Origin of the sequence: Luteimonas sp. TWI382 (assembly GCF_039674545.1) — a bacterium.
Lineage (GTDB): Bacteria > Pseudomonadota > Gammaproteobacteria > Xanthomonadales > Xanthomonadaceae > Luteimonas.
Genome location: NZ_JBDJNS010000004.1, coordinates 108,823 through 129,682 on the forward strand (window position 1 = coordinate 108,823; position 20,860 = coordinate 129,682).

Annotated in this window: 20 protein-coding genes; 6 read left to right on the forward strand and 14 right to left on the reverse strand. The window is 71.4% G+C overall.

Features of this window, described 5'->3' with window-relative positions; translation table 11 throughout:
* Position 1: 1 nt before the first annotated feature.
* The 4 genes from gorA to ABE505_RS04215 form a co-directional block, all read right to left on the reverse strand.
* On the reverse strand, positions 2-1,381 hold the full coding sequence (gene gorA / locus ABE505_RS04200) for a glutathione-disulfide reductase (RefSeq protein WP_346443726.1): 1,380 nt from the start codon (positions 1,379-1,381) through the stop codon (positions 2-4).
* Positions 1,378-2,625: an FAD-dependent oxidoreductase gene (locus tag ABE505_RS04205; protein ID WP_346443728.1), complete on the reverse strand. Its 1,248-nt coding sequence runs from the start codon at positions 2,623-2,625 to the stop codon at positions 1,378-1,380. The genes gorA and ABE505_RS04205 overlap by 4 nt, the downstream gene beginning before the upstream one ends.
* The gene (locus ABE505_RS04210; RefSeq protein ID WP_346446208.1) at positions 2,622-3,860 is read right to left on the reverse strand and encodes a DUF418 domain-containing protein; all 1,239 of its coding nucleotides are present in this window, start codon (positions 3,858-3,860) and stop codon (positions 2,622-2,624) included. The genes ABE505_RS04205 and ABE505_RS04210 overlap by 4 nt, the downstream gene beginning before the upstream one ends.
* 70 nt (positions 3,861-3,930) lie before the next feature.
* Positions 3,931-4,410 (reverse strand): peptidylprolyl isomerase, encoded by a 480-nt coding sequence (locus ABE505_RS04215; protein ID WP_346443730.1) that lies wholly within the window; start codon positions 4,408-4,410, stop codon positions 3,931-3,933.
* Positions 4,411-4,570: 160 nt separating this feature from the next.
* Between ABE505_RS04215 and ABE505_RS04220 the strand changes: the two genes are divergently transcribed.
* Positions 4,571-5,077 (forward strand): C40 family peptidase, encoded by a 507-nt coding sequence (locus tag ABE505_RS04220; protein ID WP_346443732.1) that lies wholly within the window; start codon positions 4,571-4,573, stop codon positions 5,075-5,077.
* Positions 5,078-5,206: 129 nt separating this feature from the next.
* Positions 5,207-5,842 (forward strand): C40 family peptidase, encoded by a 636-nt coding sequence (locus tag ABE505_RS04225; RefSeq protein WP_346443829.1) that lies wholly within the window; start codon positions 5,207-5,209, stop codon positions 5,840-5,842.
* A gap of 216 nt (positions 5,843-6,058) precedes the next feature.
* Here ABE505_RS04225 and ABE505_RS04230 read toward each other — a convergent pair whose 3' ends face one another.
* The gene (locus tag ABE505_RS04230) at positions 6,059-6,964 is read right to left on the reverse strand and encodes a sensor domain-containing protein (RefSeq protein ID WP_346443734.1); all 906 of its coding nucleotides are present in this window, start codon (positions 6,962-6,964) and stop codon (positions 6,059-6,061) included.
* Positions 6,961-7,335, reverse strand: a complete 375-nt coding sequence (locus ABE505_RS04235) for a PadR family transcriptional regulator (RefSeq protein WP_346443735.1) — start codon at positions 7,333-7,335, stop codon at positions 6,961-6,963. The genes ABE505_RS04230 and ABE505_RS04235 overlap by 4 nt, the downstream gene beginning before the upstream one ends.
* Positions 7,336-7,457: 122 nt before the next feature.
* Here ABE505_RS04235 and ABE505_RS04240 point away from each other — a divergent pair, with 122 nt between their 5' ends.
* The 4 genes from ABE505_RS04240 (at position 7,458) to ABE505_RS04255 (ending at position 11,086) form a co-directional block, all read left to right on the forward strand.
* Positions 7,458-8,432, forward strand: coding sequence for a peptidylprolyl isomerase (locus ABE505_RS04240; protein WP_346443737.1), 975 nt, complete (start codon positions 7,458-7,460; stop codon positions 8,430-8,432).
* 279 nt (positions 8,433-8,711) lie between these two features.
* Positions 8,712-9,500: a DeoR/GlpR family DNA-binding transcription regulator gene (locus ABE505_RS04245; RefSeq protein WP_346443738.1), complete on the forward strand. Its 789-nt coding sequence runs from the start codon at positions 8,712-8,714 to the stop codon at positions 9,498-9,500.
* Between the two features lie 41 nt (positions 9,501-9,541).
* Positions 9,542-10,678: an MFS transporter gene (locus ABE505_RS04250; RefSeq protein WP_346443740.1), complete on the forward strand. Its 1,137-nt coding sequence runs from the start codon at positions 9,542-9,544 to the stop codon at positions 10,676-10,678.
* A 111-nt stretch (positions 10,679-10,789) separates the two neighbouring features.
* A complete protein-coding gene (locus ABE505_RS04255) occupies positions 10,790-11,086 on the forward strand; it encodes a hypothetical protein (protein WP_346443742.1) in 297 nt (98 codons plus the stop codon).
* 139 nt (positions 11,087-11,225) lie between these two features.
* Here ABE505_RS04255 and ABE505_RS04260 read toward each other — a convergent pair whose 3' ends face one another.
* The 8 genes from ABE505_RS04260 to ABE505_RS04295 all read right to left on the reverse strand — a co-directional run bounded on the left by ABE505_RS04260 (position 11,226) and on the right by ABE505_RS04295 (position 20,858).
* Entirely contained in the window at positions 11,226-11,570 is a 345-nt protein-coding gene (locus ABE505_RS04260) for a GFA family protein (RefSeq protein ID WP_346443743.1), read from the reverse strand.
* Positions 11,571-11,586: 16 nt separating this feature from the next.
* A complete protein-coding gene (locus ABE505_RS04265; protein ID WP_346443744.1) occupies positions 11,587-13,407 on the reverse strand; it encodes a carboxypeptidase regulatory-like domain-containing protein in 1,821 nt (606 codons plus the stop codon).
* Positions 13,404-15,632 (reverse strand): hypothetical protein, encoded by a 2,229-nt coding sequence (locus ABE505_RS04270; RefSeq protein ID WP_346443746.1) that lies wholly within the window; start codon positions 15,630-15,632, stop codon positions 13,404-13,406. Before ABE505_RS04270 ends, ABE505_RS04265 begins: the two co-directional genes overlap by 4 nt.
* The gene (locus tag ABE505_RS04275) at positions 15,629-16,762 is read right to left on the reverse strand and encodes a BatA domain-containing protein (RefSeq protein WP_346443747.1); all 1,134 of its coding nucleotides are present in this window, start codon (positions 16,760-16,762) and stop codon (positions 15,629-15,631) included. Before ABE505_RS04275 ends, ABE505_RS04270 begins: the two co-directional genes overlap by 4 nt.
* Positions 16,759-17,661 (reverse strand): DUF58 domain-containing protein, encoded by a 903-nt coding sequence (locus ABE505_RS04280; RefSeq protein ID WP_346443749.1) that lies wholly within the window; start codon positions 17,659-17,661, stop codon positions 16,759-16,761. Before ABE505_RS04280 ends, ABE505_RS04275 begins: the two co-directional genes overlap by 4 nt.
* Positions 17,662-17,695: 34 nt before the next feature.
* Positions 17,696-18,697: a MoxR family ATPase gene (locus ABE505_RS04285; protein WP_346443750.1), complete on the reverse strand. Its 1,002-nt coding sequence runs from the start codon at positions 18,695-18,697 to the stop codon at positions 17,696-17,698.
* 25 nt (positions 18,698-18,722) lie between these two features.
* The gene (locus ABE505_RS04290; RefSeq protein ID WP_346443751.1) at positions 18,723-19,421 is read right to left on the reverse strand and encodes a DUF4159 domain-containing protein; all 699 of its coding nucleotides are present in this window, start codon (positions 19,419-19,421) and stop codon (positions 18,723-18,725) included.
* Positions 19,422-19,523: 102 nt separating this feature from the next.
* Entirely contained in the window at positions 19,524-20,858 is a 1,335-nt protein-coding gene (locus ABE505_RS04295; protein WP_346443752.1) for a TldD/PmbA family protein, read from the reverse strand.
* Between the last annotated feature and the right edge of the window lie 2 nt (positions 20,859-20,860).

Here is a 20,860-nt window from a genome sequence, read left to right on the forward strand (position 1 = left end):
GTCAGCGCATCAGCACCACTTCCTCGGCGCTGGTGGGATGGATGGCAACGGTGTCGTGGAAGTCGTCCAGCGTGGCGCCCATCTTCAGCGCGACCGCGAAACCCTGCAGGATCTCGTCGGCGGCATCGCCGAGCAGGTGCAGGCCGACCACACGACGCGCCTCGCCCACGCAGATCAGCTTGAACAGGCTGCACTGCGAGGTATCGGCCAGCGCCTCGATCATCGGGCGGAAGCGGCTGGTGTACACGTGCACGTCGTCGCCATGCCGTTCGCGCGCCTGGGCCTCGGTCAGGCCGACCATCGCCAGCGGCGGGTGCGAGAAGATCGCACTGGGCACGTTCTCCGCATCGAGGCGCGCATCGGGCCGGCCGCCGAACAAGCGGTCGCACAGCCGGCGCGCAGCCGCGATCGCGACCGGCGTGAGCGCCGGACCACAGCCGCAGATGTCGCCCACCGCATGTACGCCCGGCGCGGGCGTGTCCTGGAACGCATCGACCGGCAGGTGGCCCTGCGGGTCGGGCACGATGCCCACGCGCTCCAGGCCCAGGTCGTCGGTGTTGGGCCGCCGCCCGGTCGCGAACAGGACCTGGTCGTAGTCGGCGAGCCGCTCGTCACCATCGGTCTGGATCGCAATCCGACCGTCGGCCTGCCGATGCAGGGCCTGTGAGGCCACCCCCAGGCGCAGCACGATCCCCTGCTGGGTGTAGTTGTCCTGCAACTGGGCGACCAGCTCAGGCTCGGCCTGGCGCACCAGCCGGCCGTCGCGCACGACCAGATCCACCTGGCTGCCCAGCGCCTGCAGCACGCCGGCCAGTTCGACCGCGACGTAGCCGCCACCGATGACCGCCACGCGCGCCGGCGCCTGTGTCCAGTGGAAGAAATCGTCCGACACCACGCCCAGCGATGCGCCGGGAATCTGCGGGACGATCGGGCGCGATCCAGTCGCAAGCACGATGTGGGGGGCGCGCAGCAGCGCGCCGTCGGCCGTCTCCACCGCGCCCTCCCCCGCCAGCCGGCCACGCGTGGGCAGCAGCAGCACGCCGTCGCGATCGAGCCGCCGGCGATAGCTGGCGTGGATGCCGTGGATGTAACGCTGGCGATCGGTCAGAAAGCATGGCCAGTCGAAGGCCGGACGGCCACCGCGCGGCAAGTCGTATCCCAGCCGCGCGGCATGGCCGATGCGCAAACCCAGATCGGCGGCCAGCCACATCGCCTTCTTGGGCACGCAGCCGACGTTGACGCAGGTGCCGCCCAGGTCTCTCGGTTCGAGCAGTGCGACCCGCCGGCCGTACTCGGCAGCCCGAAAGGCCGCGGCGAGCCCGCCCGACCCGCCGCCCACGACGATCAGATCGAATGCGAGCGCATCGCCGGACGCGCTCATGCAAACCTCGCCGGCGCGAAGGGGGCCGGATCGAAGCCGGGCGGTGTTCCGCAGATCAGGTCGCGGATCAGGTGGGCAGTGGCAACACTCATGCTGATGCCGAGCATGCCATGCCCGGTCGCCATCCAGGTGTGACGATGCCCGGGCGCGGCACCGATCAGCGGCAGGTCGTCGACACAGACTGGGCGCAAGCCCGTCCACGTCTCCTCGCGCCGCGGCGACGCCGGCAGATGCAGATACTCGGCGGCCGCGTGTTCGATCGCATCGATCCGAACGCGATTGAGGCTGCGGTCGTAGCCGGCGAACTCCATCGTGCCGCCCAGCCGCAGGCCGGCGTCCCAGACCGTCACGAACACGCTGCGTTCGTGTAACACCATCGACCGTCGGGGCGCGGACGCCGGACGTGCGTAGGTCATCGAGTAGCCCTTGCCCGGCTGTACCGGCACGCGCAGCCGCAGCCCACGCGCGACGCCGGGCGACCAGGCCCCGGCGGCCAGCAGCAGATCGCGGCCGACGAAGTCGCCGCGCGAGGTCGCCACATGCACGCCCTCGGCGGTTTCCTCGGCCGACAGTACCTCGCAGTGTTCTTCCAGCGTACCGCCCGCCGCGCGGAACGCCGCGGCCAACCCCGCGACATACGCATCGGGCCGCAGGCGTGCATCGCCCGGAAAGCGCACGACGCCGGCAACGCCCTCGCGCAACGCCGGCTCCTCGCGCAGCACGCGCGGGCCGTCGATCTGCTCCAGCGCCAGGCCCAGCCCGCGCAGTACGCGCGCCTCCGCCTCGAAGGCATCGAACTGCGCGCGATCACGATAGACGTAGTCGATCCCGGTCGCTGCGAACTCGCACGCGATACCGTGATCGGCGAGCCAGCCCGGGAAGGCCGCGCGCGAGGCCTGCAGGATCGCGGCCCGCGCGCGCGTGGCGTGCTGCCAGTCACGGCGGTTGCAGCGCAGTGCGAACCCCGCCAGCCAGGCCCACAGCGCGGGATCGAAACGCGGTGCGATGCGCAGCGGCGCATCGCTGGCGAACATCCAGCGCAACGCACGCGCGATCGCACCCGGCGCCGCCAGCGGTGCGGCATGACTGGGCGTGATCGTGCCGCAGTTGCCGTGCGAGCTGCCGCAGCCCGCCGTGCCTGCCTCGAGCACCCGCACCCCGCGCCCGGCTTCGACCAGCGCCAGCCCGCAAGCGAGGCCGACCGCGCCGCCGCCGACGATCAATACGTCGTCGCGAGGGCTCATGCCACCTGGTAGGCGCGCCGCCACGCCGGCCGGTGGCCGTAGGTCGCCCAGCGCCACAGCCATTCCACCGGCCCATGTCGATGCCGCGCCAGCCAGACCGGGCTGATCGCAAGCTGCAGCGCGAACACCGCCAGCACCAGGCCGGTCTGCGCTGCGCGCCCAAGTTCGCCCCAAAGGGCAGCGCCGTAGCCGTAGAACAGTAGCGAACACACCAGCGATTGCGCGAGGTAGTGCGTCAACGCCATGCGCCCGGCGGGCGCGAAGACGCGCAGCGCCCGCTGCCCGGACGCCGACGTCCAGGCCAGCACCAGCAGTGCGACATAGGCCAGCGACATCGGCAGCGACCCGAGCAGCATCAAGCCCGTCGACAACGCAGCGCGCGGCGCGAGCGGACTGTCGAACGACGTGCCCAGCCACACGCCCAGGCCCGTGAACAGCACCGCGGGCGGCGTCACCCAGGCCAGCAGCCGCCACCAGAAGCTGCGGTGCCGGGCAGGTGCGCGCAGCCAGCCGCCGCGCAGCAACCAGCTGCCGACCAAGAACACGCCGGCGATCATCGGCACCTGGAACAGCTGACTCTGCAGCCCCAGTTGCAGATAGTCGGACACACGCCGTTGGGTGATCTCAGCGAAGCTGCCGGTCGGGTAGATGCGCTCGGCAGCTTCGCGCCCCGACGCAAGCGCGCCCGCAAGATCGGCCAGCATCGATTCGGGCACCAGCGCCAGCAGCGCGGCATTGGCCAGATAGAACGCCCCGACGCCGCCATACAGCGCCAGCCCGACGGCGAGCTGCCAGCGCGGCGCAATCTCGCGCATCGCCAGCAGCAACAATCCGGCGATCGCATAGCTGTGCAGGATGTCGCCCCACCACATCAGCGTGATATGCAGCAGGCCGAAGGCAAGCAGGACCGCTTGGCGACGCAGGACCACCGGCGCGACCGGATGCCCCGAGGCGGCGATGCGCGCGCTCATGAGCGCAAAGCCCATGCCGAACAGCAGCGAGAACATCGTCCAGAACTTGCCGGCGACGAAGACGTGGACGCTCCAGGCGACCGCCCAGTCCAAACCGCTGGCCTCGGGCGCGATGCCCGCACCCATCTCCTGCATCGGCCGCGAGAACCCTTCGATGTTCATCGCGAACACGCCCAGCAGCGCGACGCCGCGCAGGGCGTCGAGGATCTCCATCCGCTCGATAGCGGGCACCGGGCCCAGAACGGCGTGCCGTGGCGCACTCATCGCATGTCCCCCGATCGACGGACCCGGCCCGGCCGCGCGACGCCTCCCCGCGTCGCGCACCGTTGGCGGATCAGTGGTGGTGGCCGCCGTCGCCGTGTACGTGGCCGTGCTCGATTTCTTCGGGCGAGGCCTCGCGGACTTCGACGATCTCGATATCGAACGCCAGGTCCTTGCCGGCCATCGGATGGTTCAGGTCGACGTCGACCACGCTCATGCCGACCTTCTCGATCGTCACCGCGCGCGGGCCGAAGCTGGTGTTGAGCACCACTTGCTGGCCGACGCTGAGCTTCTGGTCACCGAAGTGCTTCTTGGGCACGCGCTGGGTCATGCCCTCGCGGCGCTCGCCATAAGCCTCGGCGGCAGTGACGTCGGCCTTGAAGCTCTCGCCGGCCTCGCGGCCTTCCATCGCCTTCTCCAGGCCCGGGATGATGTTGCCGTGGCCGAACAGGATCGCCAGCGGATCGCGATCGCGCGACGTCTCCACCGGCGCCTGGCCAGCCTCCGCAACGCTGTAGTGGAAACGGACGACGCGGTCTTTCTCGATCTTCATTGGGGATCCCTGGTGGGGCGGCCGCAAGGCCGCTTGAGGACGGTGGCGCACATGCGGCACGATGCCGGGATTGGCAGGTGGAATGACGTATATGCAGGCAAGTCCGCATTATCCCGACTCCGACGCGTTCGCGCCAACCGCACGACGCCGCGGAGGGTGCGTGCTGGCCACGGCAATTGCGCTGCTCGCGCTGGCCGGCTGCGGCGGCCGCGATGTCCGTCCCGCCGCGCCGGCCGCCTCTGCGCCGACCCCGCAACGCACCTGGCACGCGGTGTCGCCGACCGACCCGGCGGCAGCCAACGCCGTGCTGATGCGCGCGATCAGCCTGGTCGGCACGCCCTACCGGTATGGCGGCAATACGCCCGAGGGCGGCTTCGACTGCAGCGGCCTGGTGAACTACGTGTTCCGCGACATGCTCGACGTACGGCTGCCGCGCTCATCGCGCGAGCTCTACGCCTACCAAGGGCCGAAAATCGACGCCGAGCGCCTGGCACCCGGCGACCTGGTGTTTTTCGGCAGCGGCGGCACGGTGTCCCACGTGGGGATCTACGTCGGCGAGGGCCGGTTCGTCCATGCGCCCAGCACAGGCGGCACGGTGCGCCTGGACCACCTGGACGGCAGCTACTGGCGTCGCAACTACACGGGTTCACGACGCATTCTTCACTGAATAGCGAACACAAACAGGCACTTGCGCGCATTCAGTAACTTTCGTTTAACAACTCCTTCGCGCAAACCCGGTAGCTTCCCCCGCTGGTCCGGAAGATGTGAAGCACACGTGACGACGACAGACGCGTCTCTGAATGGCGCTGGCGCCTCCCGCAGCCTTCTCCGCAACACCGCCGCCACGCTGCTCCTGGCGCTGGCCGCCGCTCCGGTTTTCGCAGGTCCTGGCCTGGCCGCCGACTCGGCCGACCAATTCGATCAAACCACATCGGTCGCCAAGGCAATCGTCACACCCGCCGCCCAGTTGCAGCAGCCGCAGATGCTCCTGGCCAGCGATATCAACCAGCTCATCGCGATGGATGTCGACAAGCCGGTGCAAGTCGCCGATGGTCGGGTCGAATCGCTGCTCAAGCGCGCCCTCACCCTGCTTGGCACCCCCTACCGCTGGGGCGGCTCCAGCCCCGACAGCGGGTTCGACTGCAGCGGTCTGGTCGGTTACGTGTTCCGCACCGCGCTGGGCATCGAACTGCCGCGCGTCTCGCGCGAGATGGCCCAGAACGGCGAACGCATCGACCGCACCGCGCTGACCGCCGGCGACCTGGTCTTCTTCGGCCGCCGCGGCAATCGCATCGACCACGTCGGCATCTACCTGGGCGAAGGCCGTTTCGTGCACGCCCCGCGCAGCGGCAAGGACGTCATGGTCTCCGACCTCGACTCCGGCTACTGGGCCACCCGCTTCCAGGTCGCCCGCCGCGTCTCCGGCGTCTGAGCCACCGCCACCCCCACCCCCCCCAAAACGGGGGTCAGAGCCACTTTTCTCCGGAAAGCGACTCTGACCCCGGTTTTTTTGTGGGCGCACGGCCCGCGTCGGAACGACGATCACCTCCAGCCAAACCGGGGTCAGAGTCGAATTTCGATCCATCGACCGGGGCCGTCTGCTCCGACCCCGGCGAAAAATGGACTCTGACCCCGGTTTTGGGGTGGATCAGTATTGGGCGGTACGCACCAGCAGATGCTTGGCGATCGCGCCGTGCAGGCGGCCGATGCCGCGGCACAGGTGCAGGGTGGCGAACAGCAGCAGCACGCCGATGCCCGACAGCAGCGGCAGCAGGAACGGGGCCTGTCGCGGTACGTCGATGCCCCCGATCCAGACGTTCAGGTTCAAGCCGGGCAGCAGCGACAGCGGGGCCGCGATCAGCGGCAAGGACGCGCTGATCAGGGTCACCACCAGCGTGAAGTAAACGATGCCCAGCGGCAGCATCAGCAGCATGTACAGCAGCGTGCTCCAGGTCCGCGCGTCGGTGAACATTTCGCCGATGCGGCTGGTCCAGCTGCGGCCGTGGGCCGCGTACAGCGGTCGGCGCGGCATGCGCTCGCCGAGCATGACCTCGACCAGCCGGCCCTCCACCAGCGACAGCACCCGCACCGAGCCCAGGAACAGGATCAGCAGCGGAATGCCAACCAGCACGATCACCAGGCCGCCGGAGATCGACAGACCCAGCACCACCCACAGGAAGTAGAAGATGCCGGTCGCCAGCGACAGCAGCATGTAGAACAGCGACGACCAGGTCCGCGGGTCGGCAGCGACCCCGAAGAAGCGGCCGGCCAGTGAACTGCGCGGCGCCGGTGCCGGCGGCCGCAGCGCGGTCTGCACCTTGACCTCGGTATCGCGGTAGATGTCGGCCACCTCGTCGGGCGCGCCGTAGCTCGAGGCGACCGCGGCGATCACCTCGGCCTCGCTGCGGCTCGGATGCTCGGCCAGTTCCGAGCGCAGGTATTCCTCGGCGTCGTATAGCGCGTCCTGCACCAGCGCCGGGTCGGCGCCGGCCAGCGCGCGGCGCAGGTGTTCCAGGTACTCGGGGATGCTTTGCGGCAGACCTTGGGTGTTCATTCGATCATCCCCTCCAGGACGGCGTCGACGGAATCGCGGGTGGCGCGCCAGGCGGCGGCCCAGTGGCGCAGGGTCGTCCGCCCTGCCTCGGTGATGCGGTAGTAGCGACGCGGCGGCCCGGCATCGGAGGGCGCGACGTGGCTGTCGAGCAGCCCCGCAGCACCGAGATTGCGCAGCACCGGATACAGCGCGCTCTGCTTGCCGGCGAGTACGCCATCGAACCGTTCGAGCCGCTTGGCGATCTGGTAGCCGTACATCGGCTCCGCACTGGCGGCCAGTACCGCCAGCAGCGCGAGCGAGACCGTGCCTGCGCTCAGCTCCTTCTGGAACTTGCGCAGACCCGCGTCCTCCGCCTCGTCGCTTCCGGTCAATGCCCGCCCTCCACGTGCTCGATCGGGACTCTATTGCGAACTTCGCTATAGCGAATGTGCCGCTAGTCATGCGGGCCGCCACGTCAGCCACAATCGGCGCTCCACTCCAATGGACTTCGCCCATGCGCCTGCCCCCGTCCCGACTGCGCCGTCCCGTCGCCGCCTGCGCTGCGGCACTCGCGCTGCTGATCGCCGGCTGCGCCAGCACGCCCGCGACCGACGTCGCGAACTCGCGCGCAGCCGACCCGCGCTCGACCCAGGACCTGCTCGACGCCTCGACGCCCGCGGACTGGCGCACGCCCGACCCGCAGAACACGCTGTATCTCGATCTGGAGACCGGCCGGGTGATCATCGAGCTGGCGCCGGACTTCGCGCCCGCGCACGTGGCCAACATCCGCACGCTCGCGCGCGAGGGCTTCTGGGACGGGCTGACGCTCTACCGCGCGCAGGACAATTTCGTCGTGCAGTTCGGCGACATCGTCGAGGACGGCGCCCCAGGCAAGCCGATCGGCAGCGCACGCGCGCACTTGCCGGCCGAGTTCGACCGCCCGGCCGCGGGGGTGGCCTTCCACGCCCTGCCCGACCGCGAAGGCTGGGCGGCGCAGACCGGATTCACCGCCGGCTTCCCGGCCGCGCGCGATGCCGATGCGCAGGCCGGCCGCGGGCGGCGCGCCTGGCTCGCGCACTGCTACGGCACGCTCGGCGCCGGCCGCGACACCGCGCCCGACTCGAGCAACGGCACCGAGCTCTACGTCGTCACCGGCCAGTCGCCGCGCCAGCTCGACCGCAACATCACCGTCGTCGGCCGCGTGCTGCAGGGCATGGAATTGCTCAGCGTGCTGCCGCGCGGCACCGGCCCGCTGGGCTTCTACACCGATCCGGCGCAGCGCACGCCGATCCGCGCGGTGCGCCTGGCGTCGGAACTGCCGCCCGCGCAGCGCACCCCGCTCGAGGTGCTGCGCACCGACACGCCGCTGTTCGATGCGGTGGTCGAATCGCGCCGCAACCGCCGCGACGCCTGGTACCTGCATCCGGCCGGGCACATCGACCTGTGCAACATCACGGTGCCGGTGCGGACACCCGTCGCGCAGCCCTGAGCCGCGCAAGGCAGACCACGGAGACCGTTGACAGCGTGGGGAGGCCGCCCGCCCCCCATGCCGAGCGCGTGCATACGAATGCACGATGTTGCACGTTTACACCGACTGATCCAGACTTCGCGCTCTCATGTGACGGGAGTGCCTGATGTCTCAGCGCAGGGAGTTGGAGGGTCACCACGCTTGCCTGGCCGCGTCGATGCGCCGCGACGCGCCCTCGGCGCGTGACGCGAGCGCCCAGGGCGCGCACACAGCCCCTCTCATCGCTGGCGGTCACTTTCGATGACCGCGTCCGGCGATGCGTTGCCGCAGGAGCGCCAGCAGACGATCCTGCGCCGCCTCGCGGCCGAGGGCCGGGTCGTGGCGACCGAACTGGCAGCAGAGTTCGGCGTGTCTGAGGATTCGATTCGGCGCGACCTGCGCGAACTGGCCGCGCGCGGTCTGTGCCGTCGCGTCTACGGCGGCGCGCTGCCCCCCACGCCCGACTTCCCGCCACTGGCGCGACGCCACCACGAGCACGTAGCAGGCAAGCGCGCGCTTGCGATCGCCGCCGTAGCGGCCGCCCGGATCCGCCCCGGCCAGATGCTGCTGCTCGACGCCGGGTCCACGAATAGCGCGATCGCCGCCGCCTTGCCCGAACGCCAGGCGCTGACCGTCGCGACCAACGCCCCCGACATCGCCCAGACGCTGATGGCCCGCGACGGCTTCGAGGTCCTGCTGATCGGCGGTCGGATCGACCCGCGCAGCGGCGCGGCGCTCGGTGCGCAGGCCATGGCACAGCTGCGCGACCTGCGCGCCGACCTGTGCTTTCCCGGTGCCTGCGCGATCGATGCCGACCACGGCCTGTGGAGCGTCGACGGCGAGCAGGCCCGCTTCAAGCGCCTGATGATCGAGGCCAGCGGCGAGGCCGTCGTCGTGGCGACCAACGCCAAGCTCGGCACGCAGGCCGCGCACCGCGTCGCGGCCCTCGAAGCCATCGCCACACTCGTTGTCGAACACGATGCGCCGCCTGCACAACGTGCACGCTTCGTTGCACGCGGTATCGCGGTGCACGTCGCGGCCCCGCCCTGAGCGCCACCGGCCTTCCCCGTCCTCCTCCCACGTCGTCCGCCATGCCCGTCCCCACCTCTTCCCCCCGCGCGCAGCAACATGCAACGCGCGCCGCGTTCTTCATTCCCGGGTTCGCGATCGCCGCCTGGGCGCCGATCGTGCCGTTCGCCAAGGCCCGGACCGGGCTCGACGAGGCCTCGCTCGGTCTGGTGCTGCTGTGCCTGGGCACCGGCTCGCTGCTGGCGATGCCGGCCGCCGGTGCGCTCGCCGCACGCCAAGGCTGCAAGCGCGTCATGGTGGCCGCGCTGCTGCTGATCTGCATCACGTTGCCGATGCTCGCGATGGCCGCAACGCCCTGGCTGCTGGCGGCTGCGCTGGCGGCGTTCGGCGCCGGTATCGGCGCGATGGACTGCGCGATGAACCTGCAGGCAGTGGCGGTCGAACGCGACAGTGCACGCCCGATGATGTCCGGCTTCCATGCGTTCTACAGCGTCGGCGGTTTCGTCGGCGCCGCCGGCACGACCGCATTGCTGAGCGCGGGCCTGGCGCAGTGGCTGGCGACCGGACTGGTCGCGTTGATCGTGCTGGCGCTGTACGTGCCGTCGGCACGGCACTGGCGCAGCGAACGCGTGGCGCGCGACACCGCCGCCTTCGCCTGGCCGCGCGGCGTGGTCGCGTGCATCGGCGTGCTGTGCTTCGCCGCGTTCCTGGTCGAAGGCTCGATGCTCGACTGGAGCGCGGTGTTCCTGCACGAGGTCCGCGGCGTGGACGCCGACCGCGCAGGCTTGGGCTTTGTCGTGTTCTCACTGGCGATGACGGTCGCGCGGCTGTGCGGCGACGGCCTCGTCCGCCGCCTGGGCGATCGCCGCGCGGTCGTGCTCGGTGCGCTATGCGCCTGCGTGGGCCTGGGCATTGCCACACTGGTGCCCAGCGGGGCGATCGCGCTGGCCGGCTATGCGCTGGTGGGCGCGGGCTGCGCCAATGTGGTGCCGGTGATGTTCTCGATGGCCGGACGGCAGACGACCATGCCCGAAGCGCAGGCGATCCCTGCGATCAGCACGATCGGCTATGCCGGCGTGCTCGCAGGTCCGGCGTTGATCGGATTCGCCGCGCAGGCGACCGGACTGGTCGTCGCGTTCCTCGGCGTCGCCGCAGCGATGGTCGGTGTCGCGCTTTCGATGCGTTGGCTGCGCGTCTAGGTCTTGCGCCCGGTGCGTGCAACGCGATCGTGGCGCGCTCGTCACGCAGGCTTGCCCCCGGCTCTCCCAGCCTCACGGTTCCCGCCCGACCGAACACGAAGAGGAACCGCCATGCCCATGCTCCGCATCCGCCTGACCGGCAGCGACGACACCGCCCGCACGGTCATCAACCTTCTGCAGAGCATCGATGGCATCGAGCATGTCGAAGAGATCGACGACCTGATGCCGCACATGGACGACGCCGACTCCAGTTCCGCCGGCCTGAGCGACGTCAACGGCCCGCAGATGCACGAAATCGAGGTCGAGGCCGGCAACGCCGCGACTGCGCGCAAGGTGCGCGAGGCGGTCGAAGCGATGGCGTTCGATCTCGATGCCCTGGTGGAGTTCGAGGAAGAAGAGGAAGGCTGAGCCACAACATCGTCGCTGCGCACGCGCCGGCCGGCCTTCCGGCCGGCGCCGAGGTGGAGACGACAACGCGCAGCCAAGGCTGTCCGCTCGGCTGGCTATCCCGTCCGCAGCGATCGCCGCACAGCCAAGCCGTATCCGATCAGAATCGAGCACCGTCGATCTGCACGATCTTCAGTGATGCCAGGTCCAATCCGTCGATGCAGCGCACGTTGACGCAGGTCATCGGCGCCCCATCGGGAGCGATGCCGCGACTGTAGGGCGCGATGCCGCAGACCGTGCAGAAATGATGGTCGATCCGGTGCGTATTGAAGCGATACGTGCCCGCGCTGCCGGTCCCGGTCTCCCGTAATGCCTCGGCGGGCGCGAACGCCAGCAGACCGCCGCGCCGTTGGCACATCGAGCAATTGCAGTCGTAGACCTCAGCGATCTCGCTGTCCAGTTCGAAGGCCAGACTGCCGCAATGGCAGCGTCCGCGATACGTCATCGCCGTTCCTCCGTCGTCAGGCCGAAAGATTAGGCGATCCTGGCGGGGTCAGCTGTACGCGCCCCAGCCGTGCACGGCCGAGCGCCCAGAGCGCCGCGGTCGCCAACAGCCAGGCCAGCGCCCAGGGCCAGCTCGAACCGGGCGCGGTGGCCTGCGGTGCAGGGTCGCCCGCGGGCGCGCGCACCAGCGCCTGTGTGCGGGCACGCTGCTGCGCGGCCCACAGGCCCGAGGCCTCGTCGCTGGCGCGCACGCGCAGTGGCCAGTGCCGATCGGCATCGACGATCCGATACCAGCCGGCGGCGCGCGGCCACAGGCCGGCGCAGTCACGCGCCGCCGGATCGCGCAACAGCGAGATCGCACGCCCGTCCGGGGCGATCGCCTGCGCGTTTGGAGCGAGTCCGCACAAAACGACACGTTCGCCAGCCCAGGCCGGCCGCTCGACCGCGACTGCGGCCTGGTCGCCAACACGTGCCAGCGTGCCGGCCCAGCCGCTCCACAGCGCCGCGTGCAGGTCGGCGCGGCCGGCCAGCGGCAGGCGCCAACTGTCGGCCAGCGTCACCAGACCGATGCGGCCGCGGCCCCAGGCCTGCCAGCGCATCATGTCCGGCGGGCTGTCCTCGCTGCCCGGCAGTCCTCCGGCCAAAGGCCGGTAGGCCAGCGCCGGTGGCGCCTCGCCCGCCAGCAGCGGATCGAATGGCGCATCGTCGCTGCCGGGGCCGGTCCACGCGCGCAACCGCGCCGCATCGGTCGGACCCGGGTCGGGACGCCAGGTGCGGGCCGGCCCCGCTTCGATCGCCAGGCCGGTACCGCGCAGCCAGTCGCGTAACGCCCTCGACGGTGGCTGCGGTGCATGTACCAGCACGCCAAGGCCATTCGCCACCGCGCTGCGCAGCGCGGCCCGCGCGCCCGCGCTCAAGCCGTCGAATGCGCGCGCTTCGAGCAGCACCAGATCCTGTTCGGCCAAGCTGGCCGCACCGAGCGCCGGCGCGTCGCCGACGCCGGTGCCGCCGCCCAGGGCCACCCGCCAGCGCAGGCGCAGGCCCGTGTCCTCGGCCCAACGTCGCAGCGCGCGCAGGTCCGGGTTCGGCGCGCCGGCCAGCAGCAATAGGCGTATCGGGACCGCGTCCTCGACCACCATCGGCACCTCGACCTGCGACCGCTCGGCGTCGTCGGCATCGCGCACGCGCACGACGAACAGGTCCGCGCCGACACCGCGCGCGGTACCGGCCAGGCGGAACCCATCTGCCTCGTCCAGGGCCGAGGTATCGACGATGCGGCCGGCCGGGTCGACCAATGCGACCTGTGCGCCATCGAGGCCGGCGACACGGCCACGCACCTCGAAACGTGCGCCCGGCGCGACGTCGCGCGGCACCTCGAGGGCGACGATGCCGTCAGGCAGTGCCGCGGGCACGAACGCCAATGCGCGATCGCCGACCGCGTCGCGGTCGCGCGCCGTCAGGCCGGCGCCGACGATCGTCAGCGCCTGCACCTCGGGATGACGCCGCAGCGCGGTCGCCAGATCGGGCATCCGCAGTGCCCCGGCGGGCCCTTCGCCGGCCTCGGGCAATGCGATGACCGGTTGCGACGCGGGCAGCGGCAGGTCGTCCCAACTCGCGGTCAATACCACCAGCGCGCCGCCTGCGGCCGGTACCGGTGGCGGCTGCAACGTGAGCGCCAACAATCCCGCCGAGACCGCTGTCAGCGTGGCGAGCGCGCAGGTGCGCCAAGCGGCGGGCCGGGCCTCGCGCGGCGCGCGCAGGTGCGCGGTCGCCAGTCGCAGGATCGACAGCGCGGCGGCGGCACAGAGCAGCGGGAGCAACCAGCGCTCGGGCGTCATCGGGCATCCTCCCGCAACGCGTCGAGGTAGCGCGTGCCCATCGCGTCGATCGCAGCGCGACGCGGCGGTGCGGGCAGCGGACGCTGCAAGACCTGCCACAGCTGCCCGCGCAGGGCCTGCCGGCACGCGGTACAGGCAGGATCGCGCTGCAGCGTGTCGATCGCGGCCAGCAACGCAAGCGGATCGTCGAGCGCACGCGGCTGCGTCTGTGCCCAGGCGACGAGCGCCGCCGGATCGAAGGCCTCGTTCCAGGCCAGCGCCTGCCAGGCCGCCGTCGGGGCGTCGAGCGCGACCGTCGCCGGACCTGGCACCGCGCGGGGCGCGATGCCGTCGCGGTCGCCCCCCAGCCGCCGGGCGAAATCGACCGGCGGCAGCGCCGTGCCCACCCGCGCCAGATAGATGCGGTCGGCCTGCTGGACTTCCTTGATCAGCACCAGCGCACGGTTCGCAGGTGCCAGCGCCTCGCGCGGCGCGGCCTGGCGCAGGTGCAGCTCGGATTGCCACATTTCGCGCAACGCGCCGCGCAGCAGTTCGCGCGTCTTCGGGTCCAGCAGGGTCGCCGCTTCCGGCAGGTCGTGGGTGTGGCCGAAGGTCTCGAGCACGTCGTCGGCACGGCCGAACGTCGTCGCGTCGCGCGGCGTGTGGTCGTGGTCGTGGTCGTGGTCGTGGTCGTGATCATCGTGCGCCGCGTCGTGCCCCTGTGGCGCCTGCGCCGACACGTCATCGGCAGGCGGATCGCCCTGGCCGAAGTCGTCGATCGGCAAGGGCTTGCGCGGGGGCGCGGGCGGCGTGTCGTCGGCATCGGCAGTCGGCGGCGGCCGCGCATGGCCCTCCGATTCCTCGCCCAGGAACTGCCCGTAGCGCAGCCGCAGCAAGCGCTGATCGACACCCAGCGTGTCGGAGCGCGTCTCGAACGTCTCGCGCGCCAGTCGCGGCTGCTCGGCGATCAGCGCTTCGGCATCGAGGATGATCTGGCGCTGACTGCGGAAGTACGCCGGCAACACGTCGCGCGCCAGGCCCTCGAGTCCGTCGGCATCGGGCGGTATTGGCGGCGGCCAGCGCAGGATCAGGCTGGCGCTGCGGGCGACCTGCGGGGCCGGCACGCGGTGGTCGCGGACCTCCAGTTGGGCGACCAGATCGCCGCCCTCCTCCAGGCCCAGCGCGATCGGGTCGAGCGTCGCCGCAAATGCGCGCGCGCGCGCATCGCCGCTGCCGCGCAGCGTCCGCGTGTGATCCTCGAACGTGATCGCCTCGCCGCTGCCGCGGGTCACGGTGATGCGCAGGCGCGCGTCCGCCGCGACGCCGAAATCATCGGTCGCCTCGAACGCCAGCGCCCAGGCGCGTTGTCCGCGGGTATACGTCGACAGGGTGGTCTCGGGCGCACGCACGCGCACCTCAGGCGGGCGGTCGGGCACGGCCTCGAGCCGCCAGGGCTGCGCACGCGCGAGAATGCCGTCGGTGTCGCCATCGACTGCGATGCGGTACAGCGCCGAGTGGTCGAGCCGCAGCGTGGCCGTCCAATCCTCGCCCTGGCGCACGAACGCCAATTCGCGGCCGTCGTGGAACTGCAGGGCCACGCGCTGCGGCTGCGGCGAAAAGCGCAGTGTCCAGCGCAAGCTCGCGCCGGTCGTGGCCTGCGCGTCGAACTCGGCCTGCGTCCGCGGTGCCAGGCCCGTGTAGGCCGGCGCGTCGATGCGCAGCGCCTGCGATCGCACCACCGGCGCGCCAGCGGCTCCGGCCCGCGTGGACACGCTGTCGCTCGTCCCAGGGGGGGCCCGCGTCGGCCATGCCAGCACGGCGACGGTCAGCAGCGCACCCACCGACCACGCCAAGAGCACCGCGCGCCACGGCCAGGGCGCCGGCGGCGGGTGCCAAGGCTGCGCGGCGAGTCGGGCCTCCAGCCGCGCACGTTGCAGTTGCGCCAGTGGCGCAAGCGCGGCGGGATCGGCGAGCAGCAGTGCGGCGCTGTCCTCCATGTCGCGGCGGTCGGCATCGAGCCGGCGCACGAGCCAGCGGCGGTCGGTACGGCGGACCCGGCGTGCGGCGATGACCGCGGCGAGCGCGCCGACCAACAACGCTGCCACGACCGCCGCCGGTCCGTCGGCCATCTGCCAGGCGAGCGCGGCCAACCCCATCGCCAAGGGCGCGGCCACCAACGCGACGCCGATGACCGCACGCCGACGCGCCGCGGCGCGCACGCGCAGCAGTGCGGACACGACGCTCATGCGGCCGTACTCCGACGCGCGGCGGCAGCCAACCAGCGCTCGAGCGCGAACGCCAGCGCCACCAGCAGCGCCCACCACGGCCGCAGGTCGCGCGGCACTGGCGGATACGCCGTCAGCCCGCTGGCGGGCGCCAGGTCCGCCGCGGCGATGCGCGCCGGCATCGGCCCCGGTCGCAGACGATCGTGCAACCGTGCGGGAAAGCCCGGATCGAGCAGTTCCGGGTCGCGCGCCGGATCGAACGCGCCGCGCCAGCGCACACAGGTCGACGCGCCGCAGGCCGCGCGTTCGAAGGCCGCGTCGTCGGCACTCGGCTGCCAGTCCGTGCCCTCGGGCAGCGGCGCCGCCGGGCCCAGCAGCCAGGTGCGGCCGGCCGTGGCCTCGAGCAGCGCGGGCGGCGGTGCGCTGGCGCTCCACCAGGCGAGCGCGGCTTGCGCGCGCGGCGTCTCGCCGGACGTTACGCGTCGCAGCGCATCGGCATCGTCGGGACGCCAGGCGCGGGCGACTGCGGCCAGGATGCGCAGCGCCGGATCGTCATCGGCGATGCCGAACACATCGAGCTGCGGCCAGGACGCATCGGAAGCCATGCCCGGCGATGACGCCACCGGCACGACCTGCCAGTCGACGGCGCGCGACAAGGTCACCCGCCCGCCATCGGCGCCGTCGACGGTCTCGGGCACGACCACGGTCAGCGCGGTGCCGCGGGGCAGCATCGCGTCCAGTTCGCGCAGCAAGCTGGCGATCGGCGCCGCACCGGTCGGTGCGACGGTGCCGCTCGCTTCGGGGAAGCCCGGCGCCAGCCAACGCACCGGCGCATCGGGATCGGCTGGCGATAGCGCGTCGGCCGCCGCGCCCGGCATCACGACCGTCCAGCGCGCCGGGGCCGCGCCGCCGTGCAACACCGGCCACGCCAGCCACAGCGCGAACACGGCCAGCAGCAACAGGCGGGCCGACAGCAGCGGCCAGTCATCGAAACGCAGGCGCCGATGCGGCTTCGGCCGCTCCCGCAGCCAGCGCAAGGCCGCGAACGGCGTCGGCCGCGTGGCGTCACGACGCGCCAGGTGCAACAGCAGCGGCAGCAACAGCGTCGCCAGCATCGCGAGCGCGGTCGGCGCGAGCAGGCCGAGACTCATCGCGGGCGATCGCCGAACAGCGCGCGCAGCACGCCTTCGGGCGGCGTGTCGACGACGTGGCTCGCGAACGCGACGCCGTCCGCGGCCAGCCGCGCCGCCAGTGCGCGTTGCGCCGCAGCGAAGCGCGCGAGGTAGTCGGCGCGCAGTGCCGGCCCGTCGCCGAGCAGCGCCTCATCGGTCTCCGGATCGACGAACCGGCGCCCATCGCGAAACGGAAAGTCGCGCTCGTCGGCGGTCAGCACCTGCAGCGCGACGACCTCGCGCCCGGCGCGCGCGAGTTGCAGCAGGTCCTCGACCGCGGCCATGTCGAACCAGTCGCCGATCGCGACGACCAGGTCGCCGCGCGCGATGCGGCCCCAGGCCGGCACGAGCGTCGCGGCATCGGGCCAGTCACCGACGGCCCTCGCCTGCGCCAACGCGTGGCGCAGCCCGTCGCGCTGCCGCGGGCCGGTCGCGGGCGCGACCAGCGTCAGGCCGGTGCCGCCGCAGGTCGCCAGCCCGCAGGCATCGCCTTGGCGGTGCGCGATCTCCACCACGCAGGCCGCCAGCAAGCGCGCGACGTCCAGGCGTGTGCGCTGCGGCGCGGCGTCGTCGGCCTGGGCCATCGACGCGGTGGTGTCGAGCAGCACCCAGGCCCGGATCGGGCTCTCGCGCTCGGACTCGCGCACGAAAAAGCGATCGCTGCGTGCGTAGAGCTTCCAGTCGATCTGCCGTGGTTCGTCGCCCGGCTCATAGGCGCGGTACTGGGCGAACTCCAGGCCCGCGCCGCGATTGCGGCTGGCGTGTTGGCCCGGGCCGTCGCGCCCCCGCGCGTAGCGCGGGCGCAGCCGCAGCGTCGCCAGGCAGGCCCGCAGCGCAGGCGTCAGCCCGTCACCGGACGGCGGACCGTCCGGCGACATCGGCGGTGCCGGGCTCGCGGCCACCACGCTGCGCTCAGCGGTCCGGTGCGGGCAGCGCGCGCAGCAGCCCGGCGACCACCGCATCGGCGTCGATCTGCCCAGCCTCGGCCGCGAACGACAGCACCAGCCGGTGACGCAACACCGGCGCGATCAACGCCGCCACATCCTCGCGCGTCGCCGCAAGCCGGCCGCGCAGCAGCGCGCGCGCCTTGGCAGCCAGCACCAGCGACTGCCCGGCACGCGGCCCGGCGCCCCAACGCACGTACTCGCGCACGATCTGCGGCGCCCCGTCGCCCGGTCGGGTCGCGCGCACCAGCGCGGCGATCCAGGCCAGCAGGTCTTCGCCCAGGTGCACCTGGCGCACCAGCGCCTGCAGCGTCAGCACCACGGCGGCGTCCATGACCTGCGGCACCTCGGCCTCGGCAGCGCCGGTCGTGCGCGCGAGGATCGCCTGCTCCTCATCGGCATCGGGATAGCCCAGCGCGACATGCAGCAGGAAGCGGTCGAGCTGCGCCTCGGGCAGCGGATAGGTGCCGGCCTGCTCGATCGGATTCTGCGTGGCCAGCACGAAGAACGGCTGCGGCAGCGCGCGGGTCACGCCGGCATGGCTGACGGTGCGCTCGGCCATCGCCTCGAGCAGCGCGGCCTGGGTCTTGGGCGGTGTGCGATTGAGTTCGTCGGCCAGCAGCAGCTGGGTGAACACCGGCCCTTCCTGAAAACGGAAATGCCGCCGCCCGGTGCCATGGTCCTCCTCGAGCAATTCGGTCCCCAGCAGGTCGCTGGGCATCAGGTCGGGCGTGAACTGCACGCGCCGGAAGTCGAGGTCGAGCGCCCGGCCGAGCGTGCGTACCAGCAGCGTCTTGCCCAGCCCCGGCACGCCTTCGAGCAGCACGTGCCCGCCGGCGAGCAGCGCGACCAGCAGTTGTTCGACGACATCGGCCTGGCCGACGACGGCGCGCGCGATCGCATCGCGCAGCGCATCAAGCTGCGCCAGGCGCGCCTGTAGGTCGGCTTCGGTGGGGGTGGTCGCGGTCATGCGGCGGGTCCTGCGAAAGCGGAAGTCATGCGGTCAGTGCGTACATCACGATATTGACCGCGAACTTGGTGTTGTCCTGCGCCAGGAAGCGCTTGTTGCGCCAGTCGTAGTCCCATTCGCAGCCGTAATCCTTGTTGCTGTAGAGCACCGCCAGCCGGCCATCGATCTCGATGCCCTTGAGGTAGTCGTGCACCAGGTCGTCACCCCAGCCATTGAGCTCGAAGCCGGTCGCCGGCGGACCCTCGGGGAAGCGGAAGAAGCTGTGGTAGAGCGCATGCGAATTCGGCAGCTTGCGCATCGCCGACGCGCCGAAGATCGCGGCCATCTGCGCCTCGAACGACTTGGCGAACAGGCCGTCGATGTCGTGGTTGCAGTCATCGACGAACACGAAACCGCCGCCGCGCACGTAGCGCTCGAAGTTGCGCCGCTCGGCCGGGCTGAACTCGACCAAGCGGTGGCCGGCGAGATAGCAGAACGGCGCGGCGAGCATCTTCGGGTCCGACAGCGCGACCACATGCTCGGTCGGATCGACACGCAGGTCGGTGTAGTCGATCAGCGAGGTGATCACATTGGACGGCATCCGCGCATCGACGTCCCAGTCGCCCGACTCGTAGCGCAGCCGGGTGAACCAGAAATCGTAGCGCGCCGACTGCGCCAGCACCGGCGGCAGGGCCAGCCCGGCCGCCGCGCCCAGCACCCACTGCAACGCGTGACGCCGATTCATCGCCCCGCCCCGCCCCAGCTCGGGCGGGGTCGCGCCTGCGGCACGTCCTGCCCGAGCGGCGGGCGCCGCCCGGGCACCGGCATCACCCGCGATGCGGACGCCTCAGACCGCATCCGACAGCGAAGTGAACGTGAAGTCGCGCAGCCGCATCGGCGGCAGCATCATCACCATCGACGACTCGTCGCCGCCCACGCGCACTGGCCGACCGAGTTCGTCGATGTTGTTGAGCATGATCACCGGCGATTCGTTGAAGCGGAAGTTCTTCAGCGGGTACTTGATCTCGCCGTTCTCGATGTAGAAGGTGCCGTCGCGGGTCAGCCCGGTCAGCAGCACGGTCTGCGGATCGACCATGCGGATGTACCAGGTACGCGTGACCAGGATGCCGCGATCGGTGCCTGCAATCAGGTCGGCGGTCGATTTGTCGCCGCCCGCCATCAACAGGTTGCCCGGCCGGCCGACCGCGCGTTTGCCCTGCTGCTGCGCCCAGAACCGCGAATAGTCGAGATTGGCGACCTTGCCGTTTTCGATGATCGCCATCTTCTCGCGCGGCAGCCCGTCGCCGTCCCACGGCAGCACCGGCGCTTCCGGGTGCCACGGGTCGGCGACGATGTTGACGCGCGGGTCGTAGACCTGTTCGCCGAGCTTGTTGCCGCCGCCACGCTTGGACAGGAAACTGCGGCCCTCGTCGGCGGTACGCGCATCGAAGTAGCGCATCATGAACGAGATCAGCCCGGCCGCCGCGGCCGGCTCCAGGATCACGGTGTACTTGCCCGGCTCCAGCGCCTGGGCCTGCGCCGAATCGCTGGCCTTGCGCATCGCGACCCGCACATCGCGGCCGGCGTCGAATGCGCTGGCGTCCTTGAGGTTGCGCCCCACCCAGCCCGACCCGCGGCCGTCCTCGGTGCGCACGGTGCAGGTGTAGTTGAAGTTGGTCGCCTGCTGGTAGCCGAAGTTGCCATTGCTGTTGGCGAACGCGACGAAGCTGCGACCATCGTCGAGGAAGCCGGCGGCGATCAGCTGCTCGGCCCGGCACGGGGCGATCGAATCGGCTGCGACCTGCGCGCGGAACTCCGGGGTGATCGCCGCGGTGGATTCGCTGAATGTCGGACTGGCGCGGTAGTCCTGCTTATCGATCGCCGGCAGGAACTCGGGGTTCTCGGGCGCCAGGCGGGCGAGGTCTTCGGCGCGCTTGACCACATTGCGCAGCGAGGCCTCGTCGAAGGCGTTGATGCTGGCCGTACCCACGCGCTTGCCGAAGGCGACCTGCACGCTGAGTTCGGCATTGCTGACGATGCCGCTGGTGGACACGTTGTTGAGCGCGAAACGGATGTTGCCGTCGATCGAGCCCGACAGTGTGGCGGTGCACTCGTCGGCGGTCGACAATGCGACGGTCTTCTCGAGCAGTTCGCGGGCCTGGGCTTCGGTGAAGATGGTCATGG

Bases quoted from the DNA above. Each gene is read 5' to 3' on its own strand.
- ABE505_RS04270 (WP_346443746.1), bottom strand. From the start codon at position 15,632: ATGAGCGTCGTGTCCGCACTGCTGCGCGTGCGCGCCGCGGCGCGTCGG.
- ABE505_RS04280 (WP_346443749.1), bottom strand. From the start codon at position 17,661: ATGTCGCCGGACGGTCCGCCGTCCGGTGACGGGCTGACGCCTGCGCTG.
- ABE505_RS04245 (WP_346443738.1), top strand. From the start codon at position 8,712: ATGACCGCGTCCGGCGATGCGTTGCCGCAGGAGCGCCAGCAGACGATC.
- gorA (WP_346443726.1), bottom strand. From the start codon at position 1,381: ATGAGCGCGTCCGGCGATGCGCTCGCATTCGATCTGATCGTCGTGGGC.
- ABE505_RS04260 (WP_346443743.1), bottom strand. From the start codon at position 11,570: ATGACGTATCGCGGACGCTGCCATTGCGGCAGTCTGGCCTTCGAACTG.
- ABE505_RS04215 (WP_346443730.1), bottom strand. From the start codon at position 4,410: ATGAAGATCGAGAAAGACCGCGTCGTCCGTTTCCACTACAGCGTTGCG.
- ABE505_RS04295 (WP_346443752.1), bottom strand. From the start codon at position 20,858: ATGACCATCTTCACCGAAGCCCAGGCCCGCGAACTGCTCGAGAAGACC.
- ABE505_RS04265 (WP_346443744.1), bottom strand. From the start codon at position 13,407: ATGACGCCCGAGCGCTGGTTGCTCCCGCTGCTCTGTGCCGCCGCCGCG.
- ABE505_RS04240 (WP_346443737.1), top strand. From the start codon at position 7,458: ATGCGCCTGCCCCCGTCCCGACTGCGCCGTCCCGTCGCCGCCTGCGCT.
- ABE505_RS04205 (WP_346443728.1), bottom strand. From the start codon at position 2,625: ATGAGCCCTCGCGACGACGTATTGATCGTCGGCGGCGGCGCGGTCGGC.
- ABE505_RS04255 (WP_346443742.1), top strand. From the start codon at position 10,790: ATGCCCATGCTCCGCATCCGCCTGACCGGCAGCGACGACACCGCCCGC.
- ABE505_RS04275 (WP_346443747.1), bottom strand. From the start codon at position 16,762: ATGAGTCTCGGCCTGCTCGCGCCGACCGCGCTCGCGATGCTGGCGACG.
- ABE505_RS04230 (WP_346443734.1), bottom strand. From the start codon at position 6,964: ATGAACACCCAAGGTCTGCCGCAAAGCATCCCCGAGTACCTGGAACAC.
- ABE505_RS04210 (WP_346446208.1), bottom strand. From the start codon at position 3,860: ATGAGTGCGCCACGGCACGCCGTTCTGGGCCCGGTGCCCGCTATCGAG.
- ABE505_RS04250 (WP_346443740.1), top strand. From the start codon at position 9,542: ATGCCCGTCCCCACCTCTTCCCCCCGCGCGCAGCAACATGCAACGCGC.
- ABE505_RS04290 (WP_346443751.1), bottom strand. From the start codon at position 19,421: ATGAATCGGCGTCACGCGTTGCAGTGGGTGCTGGGCGCGGCGGCCGGG.
- ABE505_RS04285 (WP_346443750.1), bottom strand. From the start codon at position 18,697: ATGACCGCGACCACCCCCACCGAAGCCGACCTACAGGCGCGCCTGGCG.